We start from the raw sequence: 26,625 nt of genomic DNA, 5'->3' as shown, positions 1-26,625 counted from the left end.
GGGCCGGCTACAGCGGCAAGGATGTCGACCTGGACCGCCTCGCGGACCCCAGCGTGCCCCTCCCGCGACCGCCGGGCCGATCCTCGACGTGTCGCTGTTCCCGGTGCAGCCCTGGCTCGATGTGCCCGAGTTGGGATTCGCCGTGACGGTGACCCATGCGGGCGCGCGAGCAGAGGCGGAGGCGCTCGCGGAGCGGCTCGCCGGCGAGGCGTGGGCGGTCCGGAGGGAGTTCGCGGTCGAACCCGTGCCGGTGCCCGACGCAATTGCCGGCATCGAGCCGGGCGGGGGCCCGGTGCTGCTCGTCCAGTCGGCCGACTCCCCCACCTCCGGCGCGACCGCGGACAGCGCGGCGGTCGTCGCTGCGCTGCTGGATAGTCGCCTGCACAGCCTCGCGACCGTCGTCGACGCACCGGCCGTCGCGGCCTGCTTCGACGCCGGCGCCGGCGGCCGGGTCGTGACGACCGTCGGCGCGACCCTCGACCCGCGCTGGTCGACGCCGGTGCGCCTGAGCGGCGTCGTCACGCGTACCGGCGACAGCCCGGTCGTCCTCACCGGCGACTCGATGACCGGGCAGCCGGTCGCGATGGGCCGCTGGGCGACCGTCGACACGGGGACCGGGCTGTCCGTGCTCGTCACCGAGCGGCCGGCGCCGACCTTCGACCCGGCCGGCTACCGCCACGTCGGCCTCGATCCGGCGGACGCCGACGTGGTCGTCGTGCGCTCGGCGACCATGTACCGCGCGGGTTTCCGGGGGTTCTACCTCCGCGCCGTGCTGCTCGACCTGCCCGGGGCCAGCACACCCCGCTTCGACTACCTCACCTTCGCGCACGCACCCCGGCCGCTCTATCCCCTCGACGGAGGCGAAGCATGACCGCACCGCTGCGGGTCCATGACAACCGCGTCCCGGTCTACTACGACGGCGGCGCCCGGATCAGCGCGTTCCGCGGCGTGCCGCCGGCACGCGGCCCGGAGGACTGGGTCGGGTCGCTGTCGCGGCTGCCGGCCGCGATCCTGCCCGCCGGCTTCCCGGCCGACACCGGGGTCTCGCGCACCGCGCAGGGCTCGCTCGCGGACCTGGTCGCGGCCGACCCGGAAGGCTGGCTCGGGGCGCCGCTGGCGAAAGCGTACGGCGGCGACCCGGGCCTGCTCGTCAAGCTCCTCGACGCGGGCGTGCGGCTCCCCGTGCACTGCCACCCGACGCGCGACTTCGCCCAGCGGCACCTCGGCAGCCTGTTCGGCAAGACCGAGGGCTGGATCGTCGTCGACGCCCTGCCCGGCGCGCAGGTCTGGCTCGGCATGCGCGACACCGTCCACCGCGGCGACCTGCTCCGGTGGATCGAGGATCAGGACACCGCCGCGATGATCGCCGCGATGAACGCGCTGACCGTGTCGCCGGGCCAGGTGCTCTACGTGCCGGCGGGCCTGCCGCACGCGATCGGCCCGGGCGTCTTCGTGATCGAGCTCCAGGAGCCGACGTCGTTCTCGGTGCTGGCCGACTACACCGCGTTCGGCGTCGACCCCGACGCCGCGACTCTCGGCCTCGGCTGGGACCTGGCGCTGTCCTGCTTCGACCTCGGCGGGTACGCCGACCGGCTGGACGCCCTGCTGCCGGCCGCCCGTCCGCTCGGGCCGGGCCTGCGCAGCCTGTTCGCCGCCGACGCCGACGGCTACTTCCGCGCCTGGGAAGCGCGCGGCGACGTGACGCTGCCCGTCGCCAGCTTCGCCGTGGTCGTCGTGACGGGCGGCGCCGGATCGCTGCTCACCGGAGCCGACCGGATGCCGATCGCGCGCGGCGACACGCTGGTCGTCCCGGCGTCGGCCGGGCCGCTGACGTTCGAGGACACCGTCGAGGCGATCGTCTGCCTGCCCCCGGAGCTGCCGTGAACGTGCCGTCCCGACCGGTCACGACCCTCGACGTCGTCGACGCCGGCTGCGACCTGGCCGAGAGCCCGCTCTGGCTCGGCCCGACGCGGGGCGTCCGCTGGGTCGACGCCGGCCGCGGCGACCTGCACGCCCTGAACGACCGCCGGCACGAGTCGTGGCCGATCACCGGCCGGCTGGTCTCGGCCGTCGCCGAAGGCGCCGGCGGCGACCTGGTCCTGGCCGTCGGTCGCGAAATCTGGCGCGTTCCCGACGGCCCCTTCGCGGGTACGGCCACCGTGGTGGCCGAGGTCCCGCCCGGCCCGTCGCTCAACGACGCCAAGGTCGGGCCCGACGGTCGGCTCTGGGCCGGCACCGTCGACCGCTCCCAGGCGGGCGTCTCGGCCCTCTGGTCGTTCGGGGCCGGGGGTGACGTCCGGCGCCACTGGACCGGGGTCACGCACGGCAACGGGCTGGCCTGGGACCCGTCGGGCTCGCTGTTCTACTTCGTCGACAGCGGTGCGGGAACGCTGTCCCGCGGCGCCTTCGATCCCTCGACCGGACCGGCGGCGCCCACGGTCCTGCTCACGCTGGACCGCGAGGCGGACGGCATTCCCGACGGCCTGGCCGTGGACAGCACGGGGGACCTGTGGCTCGCGGTCTGGGGCGGGCACTGCGTGCTGCACCTCGACGCGTCCGGTAACCCGATCGACCGGATCGCACTTCCCGAACGCAACGTGACGTCGTGCAACTTCGTCTCGGCCGGGCTCGACGCGCTGGCCGTCACCACGGCCGCGGACCCCGGCGGTCCGGGCGGCGCGGTGCACCTGCTCGACGTCGGCCGCACCGGCCTGCCCGGCTACGCCTTTCCGGAGGGATGACCATGCACCAGGTGTGGATTACGGGACCGGAGGCGGTCGAGGTCCGCACGGTCGCGACGCCGGTGGCCGGGCCGGGCGAGGTGGTGGTGCACACCGGGTACGCCGGGATCTGCGGGTCCGACCTGCACACCCTCCATCGTGGACACCCCTGGCTGCCGTACCCGATCGCCCCTGGGCACGAGGCCTCCGGCGTGCTCGACAGCGGCGAGCGCGTCTACCTGCGGCCGGCGATCGCGTGCGGCGTCTGCTTCTACTGCAAGCGCGGCAGGCCCAACCTCTGCGACGCGTTGATCGGGGTCGGCTCGCATACGCCGGGGGCCTTCGCCGAGGCGTTCGTCGTGCCGGCGGCCGCACTCGCGCCGGTGCCCGACGGCATCTCGCTGGCGGCCGCCGCCATGATCGAGCCGGTCGCGACCGCCGCGCACGCGGTCGTCACCGCCGGCGACGTGGCCGGCGCCACCGTCGCGATCCTCGGTGGAGGCTCGATCGGCCAGTCGGTCCTGCTCGCGGCCCGCGCCGCCGGCGCCGAGCGGGTGGTCGTCACCGATCCGGTCACGACCAAGCGCGCGCTGGCCGTGTCGCTCGGCGCCGCGGTCGCGCTGCGGCCCGATGCCGCGCCGGACGAGGTCCGCGCCGCCCTCGACGGCCGCCCGGACGTGGTCTTCGACTGCGTGGCCAGCGCCGGCTCGCTCGGTGCGGCCATCGACCTGGCGGTCAAGGGCGGCACGGTCGTCGTGGTCGGCGTCGGTCACGGCCCCCTCACGGTCGCGATCGAGACCCTGCAGGACCAGGAGGTACGGGTCGCGGGCTCCGCGATGTACACGCCGGCCGACTTCGCTCGCGCCGAGTCCCTGATCGCCGGGGGCCTGCCGGTGGAGCGCCTGATCTCCGCCGTCCACCCTTTGTCGGAAGCGGTCGCCGCGCTGCGGGCGGCGGCGACCGGCAACGAGGTCAAGCTCCACCTGGCCGGTCCGGCCGCACTCTGAGGAGGAAGCGCGATGCGGGTGAACACCGCGGTGTTGTTCGGGGCCAGGGAACCGCACCGGATGGTCGACGTCGACGTCGACGAGCCGCGTGCCGGTGAGGTTCGGGTCAGGATGGCGGCCTCCGGCGTGTGTCACAGCTGCCTGTACGCCATCGACGGCGAGCACGCCGCCATCCCGATGCCGATCATCCTCGGCGACGAGGGCGCCGGCGTCGTCGAGTCGGTCGGCCCGGGCGTCACCACCGTCGCCGCAGGGGACCACGTCGTCGTGTCGTGGGCACCGGGCTGCGGCGCGTGCCGCACCTGCCGTCAGGGCCTGCCCGCGCTCTGCCAACGGCAACCGCCCCTGGGCCGGATGGCCGACGGCGAGACGCGGTTCCACCATGCCGGTGCGGAGGTGTTCCACTATGGACCCGCTACGAACGCGCCGTTCACCGTGCTGACCGAACGGGCCGTCGTACCCGTGAACAAGGACATGCCCCTGGATCTTGCCGCGCTGATCGGGTGCGCGGCAGCCACCGGTGTGGGTGCGGTCCGCAACACCGCCCGGATGGGCATGGGAGAGAGCATGGCCGTGGTCGGCTGCGGTGGCGTCGGCATCAGCGCCCTCCACGCCGGTGCGCTCGCCGGCGCCTACCCCGTGGTCGCCGTCGACGTCGAGCCGACCAAGTTCGACGCCCTGATCAGGATGGGTGCCACCCATTGCGTCGACGCGCGCGAGCCCGACGCCCGCGACCGGATCCGCGACCTGACCGGCGGCGGCGTCGACCACGCGTTCGTGACGACCAGCGCCGCCGCGGCCTTCCCGCTCGCGGTCGGCGTCCTCGCGCCGCGCGGGACCTGCGTGCTGATCGCCGGCTACCCCGACGGGGCCACCGTCACCTTCGACCCCGGGCACCTGCTCAACGGCGAACGCCGGATCATCGCGTCGAAGTACGGCTCCTCGAACCCGCCGGTCGACTTCCCCGACCTCGTCGACCTCTACCTCGCCGGCCGGCTCGACCTGGCCGCCATGGTCTCGAAGCGGTGGCGTCCGGAGCAGATGGACGCCGCGTACGACGCGCTGCGCTCCGGCACCGCCACCCGCGGCCTGATCGTGTTCGACTGATGCGCGCCGCGCTCGTCACCGCACCGGGCCGGGTGACGGTCGAGACCGTCGCCGACCCGTCGCCGGCCGCCGACGGTGTCGTCGTGCAGGTGCGCTCCTGCGGCATCTGCGGCACCGACCTGCACCTGGTCGACGGCGAACTCGGCACCGATCGCTTCCCGCTCGTCCCGGGCCACGAGCCGTGGGGCGAGATCGTCGCCGTCGGCCGGGGCGCGGCCGGCTTCGCGGTGGGCGACCTCGTCGCCGTCGACCCGTCGCTGCATTGCGGCGCGTGCGACCCCTGCCGGCGTGGCCGGGGCAACATGTGTCAGCGGTGGGGTGCGATCGGCGCCACGCAGCCCGGCGCCTGGGCCGAGTTCACCGCCGTCCCGGTCGCCAACCTCCACCGTCTCGGCGACGGCTTCCCGCTCGACGCGGTGCCGCTCGCGGAGCCCGTCGCGTGCGCTGTGCGCGGGCTCCGCCGGCTCGGCCCGCGGCCCGACGAGCCGGCCGTGATCTTCGGCGCCGGCACGATGGGCCTGGTGCTCGCGATCCTGCTCGACATCCAAGGCGTCGGGCCGGTCACGCTGGTCGACACCAACCCGGCCCGCCGCGAGCTGGCCGGCCGGTTGACCGGCGCCGCGGTGTGCGGGTCGGCAGAGGCCGCGGACCTTCGCGCGCCGTGGGTGATCGAGGCGACCGGCAACCCGGCGGCGTTCGAGGCGGCGCTGGCCTGCGTCGACCGGGCCGGCACGTTGCTCGTCTTCGGCGTCGCCAACCCGCTCACGACCGCCGCGATCCCGCCCTACCGGGTGTACGCCGACGAGCTCACCATCGTCGGCTCGATGGCGATCCTGCACAGCTTCCCGCCGGCGATCGCCACGATCCGCCGGCACGCCGACCGGTTCGCCCCGCTGCTGACCGACGCCTTCGGGCTCGAGGACATCGGACCGGCGCTGAGCCTGGTCCGTTCGGGCCGGACCATCAAGACGGTCATCACTCCTGCGGCGGGAGCACCGTCGTGAGACGCGTTCTGATCACCGGTGCCCGGCGCGGGATCGGCGCGGCCGTCGCGGTGGGCCTGGCCGCGGAGGACACCGAGCTGCTGCTGCACCACCTCGCCGCACCGGACGAGATCGCCGAGGTCGCCGGACGGTGCCGGGCGGCCGGCGCCAGGGTCGAGGTGCTGGAGGCCGACCTGTCCGATCCGGCCGAGGTCGTCGCGCTCGGCGAACGGGCGGGACCGGTCGACATCCTCGTCAACAACGCCGCCCGCGCCTCCGACGTACGCCTGGACGGGCTTTCCCTGCACGAGTGGCAGGCCACTTTCGCGGTCAACGTGACCGCGCCGATGCTGCTCGCACAGGCCTGCGCGCGGGGTATGCGGGAGCGGGGATGGGGCCGGATCGTCAATGTCACCTCGGCGACCGTACGACTCGGCGGGCCGTCGGGACCGTCGTACGTCTCGAGCAAGGCCGCCCTCGTCGGCCTGACACGATCGCTGGCGAGGACGCTGGGTCCCGACGGCATCGCCGTCAACGCCGTGTCCCCGGGGGCCATCAAGACCGAGAGCGAAGCTGAACTAGCGGTGACCCGCGGCCAGACCGACGTCGACATCGACGCGATGACCCTGGCGGCACAGGCGCTCCCGCGACGGCTGGTGCCCGACGACCTCGTCGCCGCCGTGCGCTTCCTGGTCTCCGACGGCTCCGGGGCGATGACGGGCCAGGTCATCGAGGTCGGCGCGGGCCTGGTCTACCGGTAACGCGATTACCCGGCGCACGGGCGCCCGGCGAGCACGTCGCCGGGCACCCGTGGTCCGACAAAGTCAGCTGCTGGTTCACCGTGCTCGTAACCGCGGACATCGCCGCTCCGCTCGGCGTCGTCGTCGGCGTGATCCGGCCTTCCGCGTCGACCGTCGCGGGCGACGTCGCGTCCCAGGCGGACTGCAGCAGATCCTGGGCCTTCTTGACGTTCGCGGCGTTCTCTTCCGATGTCCTGGCGCTGAACCCGCCGTCATAGGCGGGATTCTGCCCAGGGCCGCCCGTCCAGTACGTGTGATCGTTGATGATGATCTCGTCGCTGTCGACGCCGCCCATGATGCCGGCGCCGATGAAGCCGTTCCCGGGCGGGATGCTCCTTCTCCCACGCGAGCGCCTTGTCGTTCGCCGGTCCCGCCGGTGCCGAATACCACGCCTTCAGGGCGGGCTGCTTGCCGAAGACGGTGGGTTGCTCCGCGGCGGCAACCGGGGCGGTCAGCGACACGACGCTGCCCACACCCAGCACGAGAACGAGCGAACCGGCGATCCACCCCCTCGCTCCGATCTCGACGAACGGCGTACGACGCAGTGGAGCCACTGCCGGCGGCAATGGCTCCACTGCGGTGTCAAACTATTCGGTTGGAACGCCGATCTCGCGTCACACGATGGAGATCGATCGCACCTGGGTGTTGCCCTTGGTTTCGACGTACACCCTGTAGTCGCCGACGGTGTAGGTGCCAGTGGCGTTGTTGTCGATGGTGAACGTCGCCGTGACGGGAGACTCGCTGCCGTCCACGTGGGTCTGCTTCACCGTGATGGTCAACTCGTTCGTGTTGCCCTTCAGCTTCTTCACGACCGCCGTCGGCTTCGCGTCGATGACCGCGTTCGCGACTGTCACGTAGACCGCGTCCGGCGAAGAGAACTCCGCGTTCTTCTGCCCGTCACCGAACTGGAAGAAGCCCCGCTTCTCGACGGCGCCGCGCCCCGGGAAGGGGTCCGGGTTCGAGGCCAGGTACGTCGGGTTGACCGTGTACAGGTCCGTCTTCGAATCCGCGAGGACGGCCTGCACCCCGGTGTACGGCGCGTCGGTGATCGCGAGGTTGACCGACAGGTAGATGGCGTCGGGGTTGGTGGCCGAGATGCGTGACGAGAAGTACTTGTCCGCACTCTCCCCCGCGGGCACGGCCAGCGGCACGACCTGGTCGCCGACGAGAATGTTGAACTGGAAGTCGCCGTAGCCGCCGGCGACGAACTTCGCCCACGCCGCGTCCGACATGTAGTCGCGGCGCTCCACCTTGAACTCCAGGCGCATCGGCGACACGTAGGTGGAGTTCAGGTACTCGGGGTCGGTCAGGGGCAGGTAGACCCCTCCCGGGGCGTGCCCCAGCGCGAAGGCCGACGCCGTCGGGGTCGAGTTGCCGCGGCCGTTCCACATCGGGATGTTGAACGCGGTGGCGCCGAGCAGGGCCTGGCTGCCCAACTGGCTCGTGCCGACCGCGGCCGACGCGTCCTTGTAGGTTCCGATCGTGACGTCGAGCAGGTCGAGGTCCGCCCGGTCGGCGTTCAGACCGGGGATGTTCGCCCACATGAACTTGGCACCGGCGGGGCCGGAGTAGCGGGCCATCTCCAGCATGCCGTCGGCCATCATCTTGGTCATCTGCACCGCCGAGTCGACCTTCATCCGCTCGTTGGCCGTGTGCCACCAGCGCTCGTTGCCCGGGATGACGGCGCCGAAGGCGGTCATCTTGTTGCGGTAGCTGCTGGCCAGGGTGCCACCGGTCGTGCCCTGCGGATAGACCACGTCCCGCAGGGAGTACGGATCCGCGAACTCCGCCGGGTCGCGGTCGATGGTGGCCTGGTAGCTCCCGAACTGAAGAGCCGTCAGCGGGTTGTCGTGGTCGACGTACAACCCGGCGCCGACGGGCGAGCCGAGGTTGCCGATGGTGAACCCCTTCGCCTGGAAGGCGGCCGTCACCGCCGCCGTCGCCTGGCTGGAGTCGGCCGCGGTGACGTGCATGCTGCGCACGTACATCGGAATGCTGAGGCTGCCGGAGGCGTCGGTGTAGAAGCTCGTCGGCGTCTCGGAGTTGATGCCTCCCATGAGGGCGAAGGTCAGGTTGGGCGTGCCGTTGCTCGGGTTGCGCAGCAGGCTCGCCGGAATGCCCATGTACTTGCCGATGTAGGCCTCGCCTTCGACACCGCCGCGGAAGAACAGGTCGGCGATGCCGTCGGCGGCCTTCTTCAGCTGCATGTCGGCGGCCGTGGTGCCCAATGCGCCGAATCCGTTGGAGAGCAGGAACATTCCCCACACGACGGCGTTCTTGCCGTACTGCGGGGTCGGCATCTCCATCGCCACATCGGTGTTGATCTCCAACGTGAGCGAGTCACCGGTGATCGTGGTCCGCACCTTCGGCGTGGTGCGCGGAGCAGCCGGGAGCCAACCCTTCGTGGTCGCGGCAGCGGTGATCGCCGACACGAACCGGTCGCGCTGGGCGGCGTCGGCCCCCGCCACGTCGAGGGTGAAGATGGCGCGCGAGGCGATCTGCGTGGTGCTGCCGTAGGCGATGTCCTTGAGCGTCGGGTCACATTCGCGCAGGGTGACGCCGGCTCTGGCATCCGTCAGCCGGAAGGCCCTGGTGCTGTCCGCGGACAAGCTCATCGACACGGACGGGGTCACCGACCCGGAGTTGCCGACGATGACCGGGAACCGCGAGTCCGAGGTGTAGCCCGCGATCGGCATCTCCTCGCGGTTGAGGTTCTTGTAGGCCCAGTTGTCGTAGAAGCTCGGGTTCGAGTTGTACGGGATGGATTGGAACGTGGCCGTGTTCGTCGTCGAGGGCGTGCCGGGACCGCCGTCTTCGTAGATTCCCATGACGATGCGGATGCGTCGGTCGAGCGGCAGGCCCGCCTCGAGCAGCGCCTTGGCCGCGAGCAGCGTCGCCAGGGTCGGGCCGCTGTCGTCCTGCAGGCCCGCGCCGTAGACCCAGCCATCCTGGACATAGGGCGAGTGGTACGCACCGGGAGTGCCGAGGTTGCCGTCGGCGTCCCGCCAGCGCGCCAGCTGGGCCGGCGAAACCGAAGCCGTCGGCGAGTCGAGGTGGCTCAACGCCATGACCATCTCCGGGGCGTCCGGGTCACCGATCTCCGCGTAGACGTATTTGTCAGGCTGGCGTTGGACGACCACCGGGAAGCCCAGGTCGGTGGCCAGCTTGACCACCCAGGCGAGCTTGGCGACCTTGCGGTCGTACTCGTTCTGGTTGGCCTCGGTGTTGCTGACCGGGAACGGGTACGCCGTCGCGGCCGTGCCGCCTCGCGAGATGGAGTCGTAGCTCGACCCGTCCAGCATCGCCCCGATCAGGGTGAGCGGATCGTAGGTGCCATCCCCAGCCCGGGCGGTCTTGACGCGTCCGGCCAACGCCTCGACTTCCGTGTGGATCGCGTCGCGCTCGGCGTCGGTGACGGAGAGGTCGTAGGTGACACTCGGCTGGAAGCGCTCCTCACTGGAGACGGCCGCGGACGCGCTGGCCGCCAGCCCCATGGACAGGAGCAATGACACGCCAAGTGTCAGTGCAAGAGGCCTCTTCCGCATCTGCTCGATCTCCCTCAACGGTCACACCCGAGACGTCTGATAGGTTTCTATTCGTGAAACCCTGTCAGGCTTCTCCCAGCTCGTCAAGATCAGCTGGGCGTGGTGGTGTGCGAAGTGGAGGACGACGAGCGCGCGTCAGATGAGGCCGTGGGCCAGCATTGCCTCCGCCACGCTGCGGAAGCCTTCGATGTTGGCGCCCGCGGCGTAGTTTCCCGGCATGCCGTACTCGTCAGCCGTTGTATAGCACCGCTGGTGGATGTCGCGCATGATGTCCTGCAGCCGCTGCTCCGAGTGCTCGAACGTCCACGAGTCCCGGCTCGCGTTCTGCTGCATCTCCAGCGCGCTCGCGGCGACACCACCCGCATTGGCCGCCTTGCCCGGCGCGAACCGCACACCCGCCTCCGCGAAGGCGCGGATCGCCTCCGGAACGGCGGGCATGTTGGCGCCTTCCACCACGATCATGCAGTCGCCCCTGATCAGCGACGCCGCCTCGGCGGCGCCGATCTCGTTCTGCGTGGCGCACGGCAACGCGACCTGACAGGGCACCTCCCACGGCGACCGGCCGGCGACGAAGCGCGCGTGCGGGCGGCCGCGGGTGTAGAGGTCGATGCGCGCGCGACGGACCTCCTTGACGTCCTTGAGCAGCTCGACGTCGATGCCCTGGTCGTCGTGGACGTAGCCGGACGAGTCCGAGCACGCCACGACGACGCCGCCCAGTTGGTGCACCTTCTCGATGGCGTAGATCGCGACGTTGCCCGAGCCGGACACCACGACCCGCTTCCCGTCGAGACTGTCGCTCACGGCCCGCAGCATCTCTTCCGCGAAGAACACCGTCCCGAAGCCGGTGGCCTCGCGCCGTACCTGCGCGCCGCCGTAGCTCAGGCCCTTGCCGGTCAGCACACCGGACTCGTACCGGTTGGTGATGCGCTTGTACTGGCCGAACAGGTAGCCGATCTCCCGGCCGCCCACGCCGATGTCGCCGGCCGGCACGTCGGTGTACTCGCCGATGTGCCGGTACAGCTCGGTCATGAACGACTGGCAGAACCGCATCACCTCGCGGTCCGAGCGCCCCTTGGGGTCGAAGTCCGAACCGCCCTTGCCCCCACCGATCGGCATTCCGGTCAGCGCGTTTTTGAACACCTGCTCGAAGCCCAGGAACTTGACGATCCCCAGATACACCGAAGGATGGAACCGCAACCCGCCTTTGTACGGCCCGAGCGCGCTGTTGAACTCCACGCGGAAGCCCCGGTTGATGTGGACCTCGCCGCGGTCGTCGTCCCACGGCACCCGGAAGATGATCTGCCGCTCCGGCTCGCAGATCCGCTCGATGATCTTCGCCTCGGCATACTCGGGATGCCGGTCCAACGCCGGGACGATGCTCTCCAGCACCTCCCGCACCGCCTGGTGGAACTCGCGCTCGCCCGGGTTGCGCCGCTCCACCGCGGCAAAGATGACGTCGACCTTCTCTTCTGCCTTCACCTGCGGCCCTCTCGGACGCGGTACCCCACCGAACGCGGCGGGTCCCTCCCCTGATCTTCCCTGATCGGGGGCCGTCGCGAAGGCGGACCGGGCTAGCGGTCGAGCATCGCCGCGGCGATCTCGTCGGCTGCCGCGGCGGGGATCGCGGTCGCGGCGTCCTCGAGCACGAGCAACCGCGCCCCTGGGATCTCGCGGGCGAGAGCCTCGCCGTTGCCGACCGGGAAGAACGGGTCCGTGCGGCCGTGCACCACCAGCGTCGGGATCGCGAGCGAGGGTAGGCGCTCGCGCCAGCGCGGCTTGCAGTCCAGCTTGGAGAACACCAGGCCCAGCTGGTTCGCCATCTGGATGGCGGGGTCCGTGCCTGGCGTGCGGTCCCAGATGCGCTCGGCGGTCGTGCGGGCGGTGACCGGGTCGTTGCCCAGGATCTCCGCGCCGGCGGCGGCGAACTCGCCCACCGCGGAGCGGTCGGACCAGTCCGGCATCCCCCGCGAGAACAGCCGCTTCATCACCGGTCCGTCATGGTCCGGCAGGTCGTCGTCGACCGGGCCTGGCGCGACGGGCCGCGTCCCCACGAGGGTGAGTGCCGCAAAGGGGTGGTCGAGCGCCGCGACCTGGGCGACCATCCCGCCGACGCCGATCCCCGCCAGGTGCGCCGGGCGGTCGTCGAGTGCGCGGGCGAGCGCCGCCGCGTCGGCCGCGAGGTCGCGCAGCGTGTACGCGGGCGCTTCAGGATCGACGGTGCTCGACGCGCCGGAGTCGCGGAGGTCGTAACGCACCACGTGGCGCCCGCCGCGGCCCAGTGCCTCGCAGAGCGAGTCGGGCCAGGAGAGCATGGTCGTGCCGCCCGCGAGCAGAATCAGCGGTGCCGAAGCGTCGCCGAAGTGCTCGACTCCGAGTGTGACGCCGTTGGCCTCGACCGTCGGGTGCATTGTCAACCTCCAGCACAGAATCGTCGCACACGCTGCGAATGGAGCCCCGCGGTGCCGGCGGGATCGATGTGACCGCCGTTGTCCGGCCGATGTCGCCCCTGCCAGGTCGCCGCGCAGGTAGCTTGATGGTGACGCCCGAGCCGGGTGCCGGCCCATCGTTCCAGGGGCCCTAGGTAGCCGCAGGTCGGCGCAACCCGGCTCCCCTGCCCGCCGGGGAGGCTCGCGGCATGAAATGGCAAGGTCCGTTGGCAGGCCATTATCCCGTAGTGGCGACGATGGTCGTGGCCGCCCTGATTCCGTACCTCGTGTTGTCGGCGGCATTACAGCCGCTCACGGGGATCATCGGCGGCCAGCTCCACATGGGCACCGAGGAGCTCAACCTGGCGCAGGGTCTCGCCAACGCGGGGTATGCGCTGGGCACGGTCCTGTCGGTACAGCTCGCCCAGCACTTACCGCAACGGCGGATGCTCATCATTTACGGCGTCCTGCTGGTTATCGGGTCCGTTCTCGCCGCATCGGCGACGAACGCCGTCACGTTCATCTCCGGGCACGTCCTGCAGGGTCTGTGCACGAGCCTTCTGCTGATTGCCGCTGTGCCACCATTGGTTACCGGGTTCCCACCGTCCAAAGTGCGCTACACGGCCATCGTCCTCAACCTGTGCATCTTCGGCGCGGTCGCGCTCGGCCCGCTGATCGGCGGTGTCCAGGCCGACGCCAACGGCTGGCGGCCGCTGTTCTGGGTGATCGCGGGCATCTCCGTCCTCGCGCTGCTGCTGATTGTGGCGACCTACCGCGACGTGCCGGCCGCCGACCCGACCTCGACACGTTCACCGCTCGCCGTGGTGTTGGCGGCCACGGGCTGCATCGCCGCGTTCTACGGCGCCGCGCAGCTGCTGACCCACAGGGACCTCAACGCGGCCACGCTGGCGCCGTTGTGCGCGGGCGTGTTCGTGATTCTCGTGCTCCTGGTGAACCAGTACGTCTCGAAGCGACCGTTGCTGATCGTCCGGCCACTGACGAGCACCCTGCCGGTGTCCGGCATCGTGGCGGCGATGTCCGCCGCGGCGGCGTCCGTCTCCGCGATCACGTTGTCCGGCCTCATCCTGGCCGACCGCTACTCGCCGCTCAAGCTCGGTCTGCTCTTCCTGCCCGAGTTCGGCGGCGCGGTGCTCACCACGATCCTGTTCGCGATCCTGTTCACCTCGAAGGGCCTGCACTACTTCGCGCTGACCGGTCTGATCTCCCTGAGCGCGGGCATCGCCCTGATCGCCGGCGCCCTGCCACCGAGCACCATCGTCACGCTCGTCGGCACCGGACTGATCGGCGTCGGCGTGGGTGCGTCGGTCGCGCCGGCGCTGTTCATCGCCGGCTTCTCGTTACGCAACGCCGCGCTGCAGCGGGTCTTCGCCATCGTGGAGCTCCTGCGGGCCGTGGCGGCGTTCATGATCGCGCCGATCCTCGTCTACATCGCCACGACGGTCATGAGCAACACGGAGGACGGCGTACGCACCGCGCTGTGGATCTGCCTCGGCCTGTCCGCCGCCGGCGCCCTCACCGGCATCGCGCTCTACTGGCTCGCCCGGGTGAGGCCGCCGACCCCGTCGCTGGCCGATTGGTTCGGTGGCGGAACCGCGTGGTACAGCCCACCGCTGTTGGCACGGTTCCGCCGCAACGCCCGAACGCCCGACCAGCCGTCCGGCCCGGCCGAGTTCGAGATCTCGTAGTGTGACGTGCCGGCGGCCGCGCTGGGGGGCCGCCGGCGGAAGCGTCACCGGACCGTCACACGCTGCCTGAGCTCTGCCATCACCTCCGGGGTGTTGGCCTGGCCGGGGGTCGCGTTCCCGGCCGCCGCGTGCCCGTTGGCGTTGCCGAAGTTCTCGGCACCGACCGCCGCGGTGCAGTGGCAGTCGCCCGCGATGGTCATGGTGTCGACGTTGAAACCGCTGATCGTCACGACCGGGTCCTGCCGGCCGAGCTGTGCCGCCGCATAGGTCTGGGTGATCGTCTGTGACTGGCCCGGCCAGAGCGTCACGTAGTTGTCGCTGTAGGAGGAGGGCCGGACCTGGCTGTCGCCGGCGCCAGGGCTGGAGCCACGCCCGCGATGCACGTCGACCCGCACCATGAACGCCACGGTGTCGGACCTGTTGGTGAGCGTGACGTCGGTCGCGGTGTCCTGCCCGTCGGAGAGGCCGGACTGCCGGTGCGTGACCGCGCTCGCCTGGATCGTCGTCGCGGGCAGCAGGCCGTTGGCCGGATCCGCGGCCGGGCTCTGCAGGTTGCGAAGGTCGCCGTAGGTGGACAGGTTCGGATAGGCGCTGCCCGTGTAGGTGGGAATGTCGTTGACCGTCGACAGCCAGTAGACGTTGCGGTCGACCACGTGCGTTCCCCGCTTCAGCTGAAGCTCGAGGAAGTAGGTCCGCTGCGGCTTGCCGTCGACGTCCGGCAGGGTCGGGTTCGGGATGGTCAGGAGCTGGTTCAGCACGCCCTGGCTGGGCATGGTGATGCCGGACGCGTTCTGCGTCGTCAGCACGTTGCCGCGCATGTCGTACGTCCGCGCGGTCACCGACAGCCCGCTCTGCGTCTGACCGGTCAAGTTGGACACACCCACCGTCCGGTTGCCCGGGTCGGCCTCCGGCGCCGGGTGGGCGTAGTAGACGTGCAGCGACTCGTTCGCCTTCTTGGCGCCGAAATAGGTGCCCGCCTGGTCGAAGTCGTACCCGTAGAGGTTCCACAACAGACTCGGCATGGGCTTGTTCATCATCCAGTAGACGAGCCCGGTCGACGGCGAGTCGGTCCTGGTCGAGTGGTCGAGGTACGCCTCGAACTGGGCCCGTACCGTCTCGTAGTTGATGGCCTGTGCCTTGCGGACGAAGTCACTGACACTGGGGTTGTCGGCGTACAGGTTGGTGGCGCCGGGCGGGTTGGTCGGGCACGTGACCGGGTCGGCCGTCCAGGTGCCGTAGCGATGGCAGATCGCGGTCGCGAGCACGCCGACGTGCTGGAAGCTCGAATAGCTGGTGCCGCTGTCCTCCTCGCCGCGTCCCGAGTTGAACTGCGCCAGGTTCGGCGAGGTGACCAACCGGGCCTGGTCGGCCGGCGTCATGAACCGGTCGAGCGAGTCCTGCGTCGGGATCGTCGATCCAGGGCTGGACTCGGTCTGGAACGCCCACGCACCGCCGCGGTTGACGAACTCGCCGCTGGTGCAGGGGTCGTTGCCGGTGCGGCCCTTGCAGTTCGAGCTGTATGCGTAGCTCGGCGGGAACCAGTTGTACGGCCCTTCCTTCATGCCCGACGGACCGAGCGTCGGGGTGGACTTGTACTCCGCCGAGGCCATCACCGGGACGTCGAAGTCGGTCTCGGCGAAGCCCCGCAGGACGCCCGCTTCCTGGCTGGCGGACGGGACGTTGTCGCTCCAGCTGAAGAAGACGACGCTGGGGTGGTTGCGTTGCTGGCGGCCGAGGGCGAGCGCGGTGCGGTAGTTCGTCTCCTCGTCCTTCGCGGTCCACCGGGAGCCTTCCTCCCAGTAGTTGCAGCACAGGAACCCGCCGTAGATGAGCAGCCCGGCCCGGTCCATCTGCTCGTAGAAGTCGTCCGGCTGGTCGTCGCCCTCCAGCCGCAACCCGTTGAGGCCCATCGACTTGATGAGCTGGATCTGGTGTGCCACGTTCTCGCGCGAGTAGCGCAGGAACATGTCCTGGTCCATCATCCCGCCACCACGGAACACGAACGGCTTGCCGTTGACGGCGAACCATCGCGAGCCGTCGTACGCCTGGCTGCCGGGCGCCGAGAGCCACGTGTCGATGGTCCGGATCCCGAACGTCTTCGTGTCCGAGTCCGACACCTGCCGGTCGCGCGCGACGTTCATCGTCAGCTGGTAGAGGGGCTGGTCGCCCATCTGGTAGGGCCACCACAGCTGCGGGTGCCGCAGGTGCACGACGGAGAAGGCCACGTCCCGTGTCTCACCGGGGTTCAGCGTGATCCGCTTGTGCAGGTCGATCGGGTGCTTCCCCTGCGGATCGGTGATGGTCGCGTTGACGTCGGCGATCCGGGACTTCCGGGAGGTGTTCGTCACGGTGCCCTTGACCGTCAGGTCGGAGCTGCTCAGGTCGGCGGCGTTGGCCTGGACCACGTGCACGTCGTCGAGCCGGAACGTGTTGGAGATGTGCAGCCGGATCGGGTACTTGATGCCGGTGTTCTGGTCGCGGGCGGCCTGTGTCCAGTCGTTGAAGTCCTGGGTCAGCATCTCCCCCGGTACGTTGGGGTAGATCTTGAAGGCCAGCGCGTTCGGTCCGGCGCCGTTGACCAGGTTGGTGATGTCGAAGGTGTACGAGGGCTCGGAGCCCTGCAGGACGTCCTTGGTGGCGAGCTGGACGCCGTTGACCCACAGGTCGGCCTGGCCCATGATGCCGCGTACGTCGAGAATCACGTTCCGGTCGGGGCCGCCGGCCCGTGCGCTGAACTCGGTGCGGAACCACCACGGGACGTTGTACCGGTCGTTCGGCGCGCCGTGCGCGTCGGGTTGTGGTCCCTGGCACGCGGTGAGGTTCTCGGAGTAGAAGATGTTGTTCGCGCCGCACTGGTCATCCGGCGGGATGTTCTGCAGCTGTGCCGCGACCACGCTGCCGACCGCGTGGGCGTCGTTGGTGTGCACCGGCAGCCAACCGCGGGGCGCGTAGCCGCGCCGCGAGATGAGATCGCCGGTGTCGGGAGTTGCCGTGCTGCTCTGCACCTGCCACTTCCCGGCGAGGTCGACCGTCGATTCCACGGCCGGAGCCGCGCTGGCGGGTGTCGACGGGAGAACGGCGAGCAGTGAGCTGACGAGCAGGACGGGCAGGACTGTCGCAACGGTGAATCTGGGCTTCATAGGGGGTGTTACCTCCTTCACCGGGCTGACCTAGCTGATGCCCACCGCCTCCACGGCGAGCGCGAGTGCGCCGAGCAGTGGCGCGTCGTCGATGAACGTTGCCGGGACCAGTTGGGGCGGGAACGGGACCGCCCGGGGAAGCAGGGCGGCGATGCGGGGCAGGATGCGCTCGGCGGCGCCCATCATTCCGCCGCCGATGACGACCCGCGCCGGGTCGAGGGTGATGCACAGGTTGGCGACGGCCTGGGCCAGCCGCCGTAGTGCCTCGTCGATGAGCGCGTCCACCCGCGCGTCACCGACCATCGTGAACAGTTCGGCGGCGGCCACCGGGCGACCCACGAGGGCCGACCCCTGGCTGGCCAACGCGCTGCCGGACACCAGTTCCTCCAGCGGCGCGGCACCGTCGGCGAAGCAGCTGTCGCGGTCGGGGTCGAGCAGGTAGCCGATCTCGCCGGCGGCGCCGTGCGCACCACGGACCACCCGACCGTCGACCACGAGCGCCGCCGCGAGGCCGGTGCCCAGGTTGAGGTAGACGCCGACGTCGACGCCGCGCAGGGCGCCCCAGCGCAGCTCGGCCGCGGCGGCGGCGTTGACGTCGTTGTCGATGACGACCGGCGTGTCGCCGTACTCGTCGCGGAGCATCCGTGGCAGCTCCATGCCTTCCCAGCCGGGCACGTTGGGTGCGAGCCGGATCCGCTCGTCACGGACGACGCCGAAGGTGGACACCCCGACGGCGAGCGGTGCGGTAGCGATGCCGCGGGCGGCCTCCAGCGACCGCCGCACCACCTCGTCGGCGCTCCCGGTCGTCGGGATCCTCAGCCGGGTCGTCGAGACCGCCGGCGACCATCCCGCGTCGGCGGTGGCCAGCGCGACCTTCGTGCCGCCGAAGTCGATGCCGAGCACCTGGGCGGCCGTCACTGATCACTGCCTCGACGGGACAGCGAGTCGATGGCCACGGCTGCCGCGAGCACGACCGCGGTGACCATGAAGCGGATCGACGAGTCCACGTTGAGCAGCAGCATGCCGTTCGTGATCGACTGGATCACGAGGATGCCGAGCAGGGCCGCGTACGGACGGCCGCGGCCACCGAACAGCGACACCCCGCCGATGACCGCCGCGGCGATCGCCATCAGCAGGGTGTCGCTGCCCCCCGAGCTCTGGTTGACGGCGGCCAGCCGGCTCGCCGCGAGCAGGCCACCGAACGCGGCCAGCGTCGACGCGAGGACGAACGCGACGATCCGCAGCCGCGTGACGGGGATGCCGGCCCGCCGGGCCGCCTCGGCGTTGCCACCGATCGCGTAGATCCACTGCCCGAACACCGTGTTGCGCAGCACCAGGTCGAAAGCGACGACCAGGGCGCCGAAGATGACCAGCAGCAGCGGCACGCCGCGGTCCGCGCTCAGCACGAGCACGGTGGCGCCGAGCAGCACGGCGATCCCGCCGACACGCAGGACCAGGCGGTGCAACGGCTGCAGCGGCAGGTCGGCGCGCCGGCGCAGGCGCCGCTCGACCACCGCGCTCGTCCCCGTGACGCCGACGATGAGCACGACGATCAGCCAGCTCGTCCAGGGCGGGAGCCACGTGTCGCTGAGGCGGGCGATCGCCCCGTCGAACGGGAGGTTGATGGTGCCGCCGCGGCCCAGCACGTACAGCAGCAGGCCCTGCCAGCCGATCAGGCCGGCGAGGGTGACCACGAACGACGGCATGCGGAGCTGGGTGAACATCAGCCCGTGCACGAGGCCGATGACCGCGCCCAATGCGAGCGCGATGACGACGGCGAGCAGTGCGGACTGGCCGTGCCGGACGTGCACGATGGCGAGGACCGCCGCGCACAGGCCGCTGACCGACCCGGCGGACAGGTCGATCTCGCCGAGCAGCAGCACCATGATGATGCCCAGCGAGATCGTGCCGGTCGCGGCGAGCTGGAGCGCGAGGTTGGTGAGGTTCTCGGCGGACAGGAACTGCTCGTTGAGCGAGCCGAACACGATCGCGATGGCGATCAGCCCGCCCACGACCGGCCAGCTGCCGAGGCCGCCGGGCCGCGTCATCCGGTCCGTGGAGCGGCTGGGCCAGCGGATCGCTTTCGTCAGCGTGGTCATGCCGCGGCTCCGGTGATTGCGGCCACGATCGCCTCCGGGCTGGTTTCGGCTGTTCGGAACTCGCCGGCGTTGCGCCCCAACCGCAGCACGACCGTGCGGTCGCTCACGGCGCGGACGTCGGCGAGGTTGTGCGAGATGACGAGCACGGCCAGGCCGCGGTCGCGCAGGCGCCGGATCAGGTCCAGCACCTGCGCGGTCTGCTCGACACCCAGCGCAGCCGTGGGCTCGTCGAGGATGACCAGCCACGGCTCGCCCACCAGCGCGCGGGCGATCGCGACGGACTGCCGCTGGCCGCCGGAGAGCATCGCCACCGGCACCCGGATGTCCTGGATCCGGACGTCCAATGAGGACAGCAACGACCGGGCGGACCGTTCCATGTCGATCTTGCGCAGCAGCGACCAGCGCCGTCGCTCCGAGCCGAGGAACAGGTTGCCGATGACGTCGAGGTTCTCGCAGAGCGCGAGGTCCTGGTAGACGGTGGAGATGCCGAGGCTCCTGGCCTGGTGCGGGTTGCCGATCTGCACCGGCGCCCCGTCGCGCTCGAGCCGTCCCTCGTCCGCGGTCACCGCGCCGGAGATCACCTTGATGAGGGTGGACTTGCCGGCGCCGTTGTCGCCGACCAGCGCGACGACCTCGCCCGGGTTCAGGTCGAGGTCGACCGCGTCGAGTGCCCGCACCGCACCGAACCGTTTTGACACCCCTCGCGCCGCGAACATCTACTGGATTCCCGCCTTGGCGCAGGCGGCGGCCACGGCACCCGTGCAGATCTCGCTGGCCTTGTAGAAGCCGTCCTTCACGATGGTGTCCTTGACCTTGTCGGCGGTCACCGCGATCGGGTCCAGCAGGAACGCCGGGATGTCGGCCTTCCCGTTGTTGACCGTGGTCGTGGCCGCCGGCTTCTCGCCCTTGGACAGCGCGACCGCCAGCTCGGCGGACTTCTCGGCCTCACTGCGGATGTCCAGGTAGATGGTCATGTACTGCTCGCCGGTCAGGATCCGCTGCACGGCGGCCAGCTCGGCGTCCTGCCCGGTGATCGGCGGCACAGTGGTGTAGCCGGCCCGCTTCATCGCGGCGATCGCGCCACCGGCCATGCCGTCGTTGGCCGACAGCACGCCGACGATGTTGTCGCGGCCGAGCGCGGTGATGGCCTGCTCCATCTGCTGCTGCGCCTTGTCGGGGCTCCAGTCCGGAGTGTCGAACTCGCGCCCGATCTGGACCTTGCCGTCGAGGACGTTGTGCGCGCCGGTCTTGTAGTCCGCGGAGCTGGGGTCCGTCGGCGCACCGTTGATCATCACGATCTTGCCCTTGTCGGTCGTCCCCTTGGCGTTGAGGGCGTCCAGCAGCGCCTGCCCCTGCGCCTCACCGACCCGGACGTTGTTGAAGGACACGTAGTACTCGTACTCGATGCTGGAGATCAGCCGGTCGTACGCGATGACCGGGATCTTCTTCTGCTTGGCCTGGTTGACCAGCGACGCGGCGGCGGACGCGTCCACGGCGTCGAGCACCATCACGTCGACGCCCTGCGCGAGGGCCGCCTCGACCTGTTGCTGCTGCTTGCCGGCATCCTGGTCGGCGTTGTTGTAGAGCAGCTTGCAGGTCGCGCAGAGCGCCTTCACCTTGGCCTCGAACAGTGGCCGGTCGAACGCCTCGTAGCGCGTGGTCTTGGACTCGGGCAGGAACAGCGCGATCGTCGGCGCGTCCGCCGCCTCCTTGCCGGAGCCGGAGCCGGAGTCCGAGCCACTGCCGCACCCCGCGGCGGCCAGCAACGCGGTCGTCATCAGGACAACAGGGAACCACTTAGGTCTCATGACATACCTCTCGTCGGAGGTTCAGGCCAGCAGGATGCACCCTGCCCGCAGCATTTAGCAAGGTCTCTAACGAAATTCGTATTGGACCTTTACGAAGCCGTGTGAGAGCGTGATTCGGTGCCGACTCACCAGACAGCCAGCACGACGAGCGTGTTGCGGGTCATGAACGAGCGGGCGGTGTTCGGGGAGATCTTCCGGCTGGGCCCGGTGTCTCGGCCCGAGCTCGCCCAGGCCACCGGCCTGTCGAAGCCGACGATCTCGGTCGCCCTCACCAACCTCGGCCGCGCCGGACTCGTCCGGGAGGTCGGCCTGCGCGCGGGGCCCGCGGGCCGGTCCGCGCTGCTGTACGAGGTCCGCCCGGAGGCGGGCTGGGTGCTGGCCGTCGACATCGGGCGGGCCTTCGTCCGCGTCGTCCTGGCCAACCTGGCGGGCACGGTCGTCACGCGCGTCGACGACCCGTCCGGCGGCCGGAATCCGGCGGACCTGCTCGCGCAGTTGACCGGGCTGGCCGACCGCCTGACCGCGGAGGTCGGGATCGGCCGCGAGGACGTCACGCTCGCGGTCTTCGGCACGCCGGGCATCCACGACAAGGAGACCGGTGCGCTGCACCTGGCGCCGAACCTGCCCGGTTGGGACCTGCCCGGCGCGGTCGACCGGTTCTCGACGGTGTCCCCGTCGCCGTACCTCGTGGAGAACGACGTCGACCTCGCCGCGGTCGGCGAGGCGACCTACGGGCTCGGCCGCGGGGTCGCGCACTTCGCCTACGTGTCGATCGGCACCGGCACCGGCATGGGCATCGTGATCGACGGCAAGCTCTACCGCGGCGCGCGGGGCTGCGCCGGCGAGATCTCCTACCTCCCGATCGGCGAGGGCGATCCGTTGCAGGACGACCCGGCCGCCGCCCGCCGCGGGATGTTCGAGACGGTGGCCTCGGCTGACGGCATCGTCGCGGCGGCCCGGCGGCTGGGTTGGGCGCGCGCGACGAGCGCCAAGGAGGTCTTCGACGCCGCCCGGGCCGGCGAACCGGTCGCCCGGCGGGCGGTGGAGGTCGAGGTCAACCACGTCGCGCACGCCCTGGCCGCGGTCACCGCGGTGCTCGACCTGGAGCTCATCGTGCTCGGCGGCGGTGTCGGGGTGCAGGGCGGCGACCTGCTGATAGACCCCGTCCAGGACCGCCTGCGGCACCTCGTCGCCCTGCAACCGCCACGGATTCAGGCTTCCACGCTCGCCGCCGACGCCGTGCTCATGGGTGCGGTGGCCGTCGGCGTCACCGCCGCCCGCGACCTCGTGCTCGACCGGACCGTGGCGGCGACCGGCTGACCGGCGGTCAGGCGCTGTCCGGGGTGTCGGTCCCCGCGCTGCTCCCGGCCGTGTCCGGCGCGTTCGTGTGCGTGTCCGTGCTCTCCCCCGCGTCGGACGACTTGGCGCGGTGGAACGTCACGCTCATCACGGCCACGATCACCGCACCTACGACCAGGCCGACGACCGCGCTGGCCGCCGTGTTGACCAGCCAGCCGAACAGGCCGCCGAGCGCGCCCGTGGCGTCGTGCGCCGCCTCCTCCAGGTGGTGCACGAGCTCGTACGGCGCGTGCAGTCCCAGCTCGTCCGCACCGACCAGCAGGATGTGCCCGCCGACCCACAGCATCGCGGCGGTGCCCACCACCGTCAGCACGGCGAGGACCCGGGGCATCGCCTTGACCAGGCTGCGGCCGAACCGGGCGACGCCCTGGCCGGAGCGCTGGGCCAGCCGCAGGCCGACGTCGTCCATCTTCACGATCAGGCCGACCGCGCCGTAGACCAGCACGGTCATGGCCAGCGCGACGATCACGAGGATGGCCAGGCGCGACACGAACGACTCGTCCGCGACCTCGTTCAGGGAGATCACCATGATCTCCGCCGAGAGGATGAGGTCGGTCCGGATCGCCCCGGACACCAACGTCTTCTCGTCGGGTTGCTGTTGCTCGCCGGCGCCGTGGGCGTCGTGGTGGGCGACCTTGGCCCAGACCTTCTCCGCGCCCTCGTAGCAGAGGTAGGCGCCGCCGAGCATGAGCAGCGGGGTCAGCAGCCACGGCAGGAACTGGCTGAGCACGAGGATCACCGGCAGGATGATCAGGAACTTGTTGCGCAGCGAGCCCAGCGCGATGCGCTTCACGATCGGCAGCTCACGCTCCGCCGCCAGGCCGCGGACGTACTGCGGGGTGACGGCCGCGTCGTCGATGACGACACCGGCGGCCTTCGAGCCGGCCTTCGCGGCAGCCAGCCCGACGTCGTCGAGCGACGCGGCCGCCGCGCGCGCCAGGACCGCCACATCATCCAGCAGTGCTGCCAGTCCGGCGCTCACCCAGGCTCCTTCACCATCGACGTGTGCGGGTATGCCCGCTCATTCTCCTGGGCGTCCGCAATACGCGCGACTCCGGAAGGTCGGCAGTGGTGCTGGCACCACTGCCGAGACGCATTCGTGCACCATCGAGGCCGCTCTCCGAAATCCCTAGCGTCGATCTCGTCGATGTGAAGGGAGTGGGGGGCGTGTTCAAGACGGTGGTGCGGCACCCGGTGCGGGTGCTCCTGATCTGGCTGGTCGCGGTGATCGCGCTCGGCGGCCTGAGCTTCGCCGTGCTGGGCCCGGACGGGCCGGCGGCGGTCGAAGGCAGCAACGAGGCGGAGTTCCTGCCGGACAACTACGAGTCGGCCCAGGCGGCGCGCCTGGCCGAGCGGGCGTTCCCGGAGGCGGACGCCGCCGGGGCGACCGCCATGCTCGTCCTGTCGCGCACAGACGGCCGGCCGCTGAGCCGGGCCGACCAGGACAAGGCCGGGGAGGTCGCGGCGGGCCTGGCGGCCGCGGGCATCCCGGGCGTCGACGCGGTGACGCCGGGGGCCGTGTCGCCGAACGGCCAGGTGCGGCTCGCGCAGGTGTCCTTCGTCGAGAACGCCGGGCATGAGCAGACACTGCGGGCCGTCGGGCTGCTGCGCGACCGGACCGGGGACCTGGTTCGCGGCTCACCCCTGCGCGCCGGACTGACGGGTGAGGCCGCGGCGGTCAAGGACACGGAGATCCTCGACATCCTGGTGAGTGCCGGGATGCTCGTGATGATCGTCGTGCTGCTCGTGGTGGTCTTCCGGAGCCCGTGGATCCCACTGCTGACCGTCTTCATCATCGCGATCGTCGGGCAGGGCGTCGTGGCGCTGCTGGCCCTCGGCGCCAAGGTGATGGGCGTCCAGCTGGACGGCTCGGTCACCGGGTTGCTCCCCGTGGTGCTGTTCGGTGTGGGCACCGACTACGTGGTCTTCCTGCTGTTCCGCTACCGGGAGAGACTGCGCCTCGGTGAGGACCGCAAGGCGGCGATGGTGTCCGCCCTCGGGCGGGTGGGCGAGGCCATCGCGGTATCGGCGGTCGCGGTCGCGGTGTCGTTCGGCGCGCTGCTGCTGTCCGGGTTCGGCTCCTTCCAGGTCCTCGGGCCCGCGCTGGCGATCGCCGTACTCGTGATGGTGTTCGCTGGTCTGACCCTCGTCCCGGCGGTTTTCTCGTTGCTCGGGCAGCGCGCGTTCTGGCCGTCGAAGGCGTGGCGCAGGCAGCCGAAGGCCGGAGTGGCCGCCCGGACCGGCAGGTTGGTGGCCCGCCGGCCGGCCCTCGTGGCGCTCGCCGCGATCGGCATCCTCGGTGCGCTGAGCGTGGGTGCGATCGGCTACAAGGCCAACTTCGACATCGGATCCATGCCCGCCGGGACCGAGTCGGCACGGGCGCTCACGCAGTTGGAGTCCGGTTTCCCGGCCGGGACGCTGAGCCCCACGTCGGTCTACCTGACCGGTCCGGGCCTGGACGAGCGGTCGGTGACCGCGTACGGCCAGCGGCTGACCGACGTGCCGATCGTGGGTGGGCTCGGCGGTGTCGAGGTCAACGGCGACGTCGCCCGGGTGGACCTGCTGCTCTCCGCCGACCCGCTCAGCAAGCGGGCGCTCGACGAGGTGGTCCGTGACCTGCGGCCGGCCGCCCACGCCGCCGCGCCGCCCGGCGTGAGCGCGTTCGTCGGCGGGGAGACGTCGACCTTCGCGGACGTACGGGACGTGGTCGGCGCCGACATGAAGGTGATCTTCCCGGCCGCGGGCGCGCTGATCGCGCTGGTGCTGCTGTTCATGCTGCGCGGCCTGTTCGCGCCCATCTATCTGCTCGGCGCGGTCGTCGGGGGCTTCTTCGCGACGCTGGGCGCGGCGGTGCTGTTCTTCCAGGGTGTCGCCGGCCGGCCCGGTCTGGACTTCACCCTCCCGCTGATCGTCTACATGTTCGTCGCGTCGATCGGCACGGACTACAACATCCTGATGATCGCCCGGATCCGTGAGGAGATGCGCGCGGGCCACCCCGCACGGCAGGCGGTGGCACTCGCCCTGCGCCACGCGGGTCCGCCGGTGGCCGCCGCCGGAGTGATCCTGGCCGCGTCGTTCGGCGCGCTGGTGGTCTCGCCGTCGCTCGCGCAGGTCGGCTTCGCGGTGGCCGTCGGGATTCTGGTGTCCACCTTTGTCCTGTCCTGGCTGCTGGTGCCGGCGTTGACGGCCCTGCTCGGCCGGGGTGCGTTCTGGCCGACCCGGGTGCGTCGCCGCGACCGCGCGGTCGAACGCGAACTGGTCGACGTCCACTGATCAGGGACAATGACCGTGATGAGGAGAATCGGGCGGGAGCTGCGGCATCTGCTGCGCAGCGTCGGGATGGGTCTGGCGGCCATGGGGCTGCTGCTGTTCACCCTGCTCTCGCTCGCGCTGAGCCTGGTCGCGATCGGCCTGCCGATGCTGGTCGGCGCGGTCGAGCAGACCCGTCGACTGGCCGGGGCGCAGCGGCGACGCTGCGCCCCGCCGGTCGAGTCCGCGTACGTGCCACAGCCCACGGGGCTGCGCGCCCGGGCCTGGGCCCTGCTGACCGATGTCGCCACCTGGCGCGACCTGGCCTGGCTGGCCGTGCAGTCGGCGCTCGGCCTACTCGCCCTGGTCATGCTCGGTCTGTGGTTCAGCGCGGCCCAGGGGATCCTCACGCCGCTGCTGCGCTGGCTGCTGCCCGAGCGCGTCACGCTGGAGTACCAGGCGATCGACGTCACCGACCAGCGCACGGCCTGGCTGATCGTGCCGATCGGCGTGCTCGTCGGGTTCGCCGCCTTCTGGGCACCACGAGTGTTCATCGCCGGCGAGGCCCTGGTGGCTCGCCGGCTGCTCGCCCCGACTGCGGCGACCCGCCGCGTGCTGCCGGTGACCGACGACTACCGCGAGGGCAAGCTGTTCACCACGGAGAACGGCCGGCGGG

General features: G+C 71.0%; 21 protein-coding genes. 11 read left to right on the top strand and 10 right to left on the bottom strand.

Features of this window, described 5'->3' with window-relative positions; all coding sequences use genetic code 11:
• Positions 1–79 precede the first annotated feature (79 nt).
• The 7 genes from AB0H87_RS14220 to AB0H87_RS14190 are packed head-to-tail and all read left to right on the top strand — an operon-like array spanning position 80 to position 6,578.
• Positions 80–871, top strand: coding sequence for an MlrC C-terminal domain-containing protein (locus tag AB0H87_RS14220; RefSeq protein WP_360144097.1), 792 nt, complete (start codon positions 80–82; stop codon positions 869–871).
• A complete protein-coding gene (locus tag AB0H87_RS14215) occupies positions 868–1,884 on the top strand; it encodes a class I mannose-6-phosphate isomerase (protein WP_360144088.1) in 1,017 nt (338 codons plus the stop codon). The genes AB0H87_RS14220 and AB0H87_RS14215 overlap by 4 nt, the downstream gene beginning before the upstream one ends.
• Entirely contained in the window at positions 1,881–2,741 is an 861-nt protein-coding gene (locus AB0H87_RS14210) for an SMP-30/gluconolactonase/LRE family protein (protein WP_360144085.1), read from the top strand. The genes AB0H87_RS14215 and AB0H87_RS14210 overlap by 4 nt, the downstream gene beginning before the upstream one ends.
• 11 nt (positions 2,742–2,752) lie before the next feature.
• The gene (locus AB0H87_RS14205) at positions 2,753–3,727 is read left to right on the top strand and encodes a zinc-binding dehydrogenase (RefSeq protein WP_360144082.1); all 975 of its coding nucleotides are present in this window, start codon (positions 2,753–2,755) and stop codon (positions 3,725–3,727) included.
• A gap of 12 nt (positions 3,728–3,739) precedes the next feature.
• Complete coding sequence (locus AB0H87_RS14200; RefSeq protein WP_360144079.1) at positions 3,740–4,834, top strand: alcohol dehydrogenase catalytic domain-containing protein; 1,095 nt, start codon at positions 3,740–3,742, stop codon at positions 4,832–4,834.
• Entirely contained in the window at positions 4,834–5,838 is a 1,005-nt protein-coding gene (locus AB0H87_RS14195; RefSeq protein ID WP_360144076.1) for an alcohol dehydrogenase catalytic domain-containing protein, read from the top strand. The genes AB0H87_RS14200 and AB0H87_RS14195 overlap by 1 nt, the downstream gene beginning before the upstream one ends.
• On the top strand, positions 5,835–6,578 hold the full coding sequence (locus AB0H87_RS14190; protein ID WP_360144073.1) for an SDR family NAD(P)-dependent oxidoreductase: 744 nt from the start codon (positions 5,835–5,837) through the stop codon (positions 6,576–6,578). Before AB0H87_RS14195 ends, AB0H87_RS14190 begins: the two co-directional genes overlap by 4 nt.
• On the opposite strand, the gene AB0H87_RS14185 is transcribed toward AB0H87_RS14190, so the two are convergent.
• The 4 genes from AB0H87_RS14185 to AB0H87_RS14170 all read right to left on the bottom strand — a co-directional run bounded on the left by AB0H87_RS14185 (position 6,544) and on the right by AB0H87_RS14170 (position 12,570).
• Positions 6,544–6,948, bottom strand: a complete 405-nt coding sequence (locus AB0H87_RS14185) for a glycoside hydrolase N-terminal domain-containing protein (RefSeq protein WP_360144094.1) — start codon at positions 6,946–6,948, stop codon at positions 6,544–6,546. The two genes, AB0H87_RS14190 and AB0H87_RS14185, sit on opposite strands and share 35 nt — an antisense overlap.
• Before the next feature lie 283 nt (positions 6,949–7,231).
• Positions 7,232–10,129 (bottom strand): M20/M25/M40 family metallo-hydrolase, encoded by a 2,898-nt coding sequence (locus tag AB0H87_RS14180; protein ID WP_360144070.1) that lies wholly within the window; start codon positions 10,127–10,129, stop codon positions 7,232–7,234.
• Positions 10,130–10,297: 168 nt separating this feature from the next.
• Positions 10,298–11,641 carry an NADP-specific glutamate dehydrogenase gene (gene gdhA, locus AB0H87_RS14175; RefSeq protein ID WP_360144067.1) on the bottom strand — a complete coding sequence of 448 codons (1,344 nt, stop codon included), beginning with the start codon at positions 11,639–11,641 and terminating at the stop codon, positions 10,298–10,300.
• A gap of 92 nt (positions 11,642–11,733) precedes the next feature.
• Positions 11,734–12,570: an alpha/beta hydrolase gene (locus AB0H87_RS14170; protein WP_360144065.1), complete on the bottom strand. Its 837-nt coding sequence runs from the start codon at positions 12,568–12,570 to the stop codon at positions 11,734–11,736.
• A 275-nt stretch (positions 12,571–12,845) separates the two neighbouring features.
• Between AB0H87_RS14170 and AB0H87_RS14165 the strand changes: the two genes are divergently transcribed.
• Positions 12,846–14,294, top strand: a complete 1,449-nt coding sequence (locus AB0H87_RS14165) for an MFS transporter (protein ID WP_360144091.1) — start codon at positions 12,846–12,848, stop codon at positions 14,292–14,294.
• A gap of 44 nt (positions 14,295–14,338) precedes the next feature.
• Here AB0H87_RS14165 and AB0H87_RS14160 read toward each other — a convergent pair whose 3' ends face one another.
• Genes AB0H87_RS14160 through AB0H87_RS14140 form a run of 5 tightly spaced genes read right to left on the bottom strand, consistent with a single transcriptional unit; the run spans position 14,339 to position 21,311 of the window.
• Positions 14,339–17,434, bottom strand: a complete 3,096-nt coding sequence (locus tag AB0H87_RS14160; protein ID WP_360144062.1) for a beta-mannosidase — start codon at positions 17,432–17,434, stop codon at positions 14,339–14,341.
• A gap of 30 nt (positions 17,435–17,464) precedes the next feature.
• Entirely contained in the window at positions 17,465–18,352 is an 888-nt protein-coding gene (locus tag AB0H87_RS14155) for an ROK family protein (RefSeq protein WP_360144059.1), read from the bottom strand.
• On the bottom strand, positions 18,349–19,533 hold the full coding sequence (locus AB0H87_RS14150) for a sugar ABC transporter permease (protein ID WP_360144056.1): 1,185 nt from the start codon (positions 19,531–19,533) through the stop codon (positions 18,349–18,351). The genes AB0H87_RS14155 and AB0H87_RS14150 overlap by 4 nt, the downstream gene beginning before the upstream one ends.
• Positions 19,530–20,210, bottom strand: a complete 681-nt coding sequence (locus tag AB0H87_RS14145) for an ATP-binding cassette domain-containing protein (protein WP_360144053.1) — start codon at positions 20,208–20,210, stop codon at positions 19,530–19,532. Before AB0H87_RS14145 ends, AB0H87_RS14150 begins: the two co-directional genes overlap by 4 nt.
• 39 nt (positions 20,211–20,249) lie before the next feature.
• A complete protein-coding gene (locus AB0H87_RS14140; RefSeq protein WP_360144050.1) occupies positions 20,250–21,311 on the bottom strand; it encodes a sugar ABC transporter substrate-binding protein in 1,062 nt (353 codons plus the stop codon).
• A 147-nt stretch (positions 21,312–21,458) separates the two neighbouring features.
• Here AB0H87_RS14140 and AB0H87_RS14135 point away from each other — a divergent pair, with 147 nt between their 5' ends.
• On the top strand, positions 21,459–22,661 hold the full coding sequence (locus AB0H87_RS14135) for an ROK family transcriptional regulator (RefSeq protein WP_360144047.1): 1,203 nt from the start codon (positions 21,459–21,461) through the stop codon (positions 22,659–22,661).
• A gap of 7 nt (positions 22,662–22,668) precedes the next feature.
• On the opposite strand, the gene AB0H87_RS14130 is transcribed toward AB0H87_RS14135, so the two are convergent.
• The gene (locus tag AB0H87_RS14130; RefSeq protein ID WP_360144044.1) at positions 22,669–23,682 is read right to left on the bottom strand and encodes a DUF808 domain-containing protein; all 1,014 of its coding nucleotides are present in this window, start codon (positions 23,680–23,682) and stop codon (positions 22,669–22,671) included.
• 185 nt (positions 23,683–23,867) lie between these two features.
• On the opposite strand from AB0H87_RS14130, the gene AB0H87_RS14125 reads away from it, so the two are divergent.
• Both AB0H87_RS14125 and AB0H87_RS14120 read left to right on the top strand, forming a co-directional pair.
• Positions 23,868–25,973 (top strand): MMPL family transporter, encoded by a 2,106-nt coding sequence (locus tag AB0H87_RS14125; RefSeq protein ID WP_360144041.1) that lies wholly within the window; start codon positions 23,868–23,870, stop codon positions 25,971–25,973.
• Between the two features lie 18 nt (positions 25,974–25,991).
• Positions 25,992–26,625, top strand: a 634-nt coding sequence (locus AB0H87_RS14120) for a sensor domain-containing protein (protein ID WP_360144038.1), incomplete at its 3' end; no start/stop codon positions are given.

Origin of the sequence: Asanoa sp. NPDC050611, from assembly GCF_040654855.1 — a bacterium.
Taxonomy (GTDB): Bacteria; Actinomycetota; Actinomycetes; order Mycobacteriales; family Micromonosporaceae; genus Asanoa.
The sequence above is the reverse complement of the archived record's forward strand: the minus strand, read 5'-3'. Positions and strand labels throughout refer to the sequence as shown.

Excerpts from the sequence above, each read along its gene's own strand:
- AB0H87_RS14140 (WP_360144050.1), bottom strand. The coding sequence starts at position 21,311 with ATGACGACCGCGTTGCTGGCCGCCGCGGGGTGCGGCAGTGGCTCGGAC.
- AB0H87_RS14215 (WP_360144088.1), top strand. The coding sequence starts at position 868 with ATGACCGCACCGCTGCGGGTCCATGACAACCGCGTCCCGGTCTACTAC.
- AB0H87_RS14170 (WP_360144065.1), bottom strand. The coding sequence starts at position 12,570 with ATGCACCCGACGGTCGAGGCCAACGGCGTCACACTCGGAGTCGAGCAC.
- AB0H87_RS14150 (WP_360144056.1), bottom strand. The coding sequence starts at position 19,533 with ATGACCACGCTGACGAAAGCGATCCGCTGGCCCAGCCGCTCCACGGAC.
- AB0H87_RS14160 (WP_360144062.1), bottom strand. The coding sequence starts at position 17,434 with ATGAAGCCCAGATTCACCGTTGCGACAGTCCTGCCCGTCCTGCTCGTC.
- AB0H87_RS14195 (WP_360144076.1), top strand. The coding sequence starts at position 4,834 with ATGCGCGCCGCGCTCGTCACCGCACCGGGCCGGGTGACGGTCGAGACC.
- AB0H87_RS14165 (WP_360144091.1), top strand. The coding sequence starts at position 12,846 with ATGGTCGTGGCCGCCCTGATTCCGTACCTCGTGTTGTCGGCGGCATTA.
- AB0H87_RS14200 (WP_360144079.1), top strand. The coding sequence starts at position 3,740 with ATGCGGGTGAACACCGCGGTGTTGTTCGGGGCCAGGGAACCGCACCGG.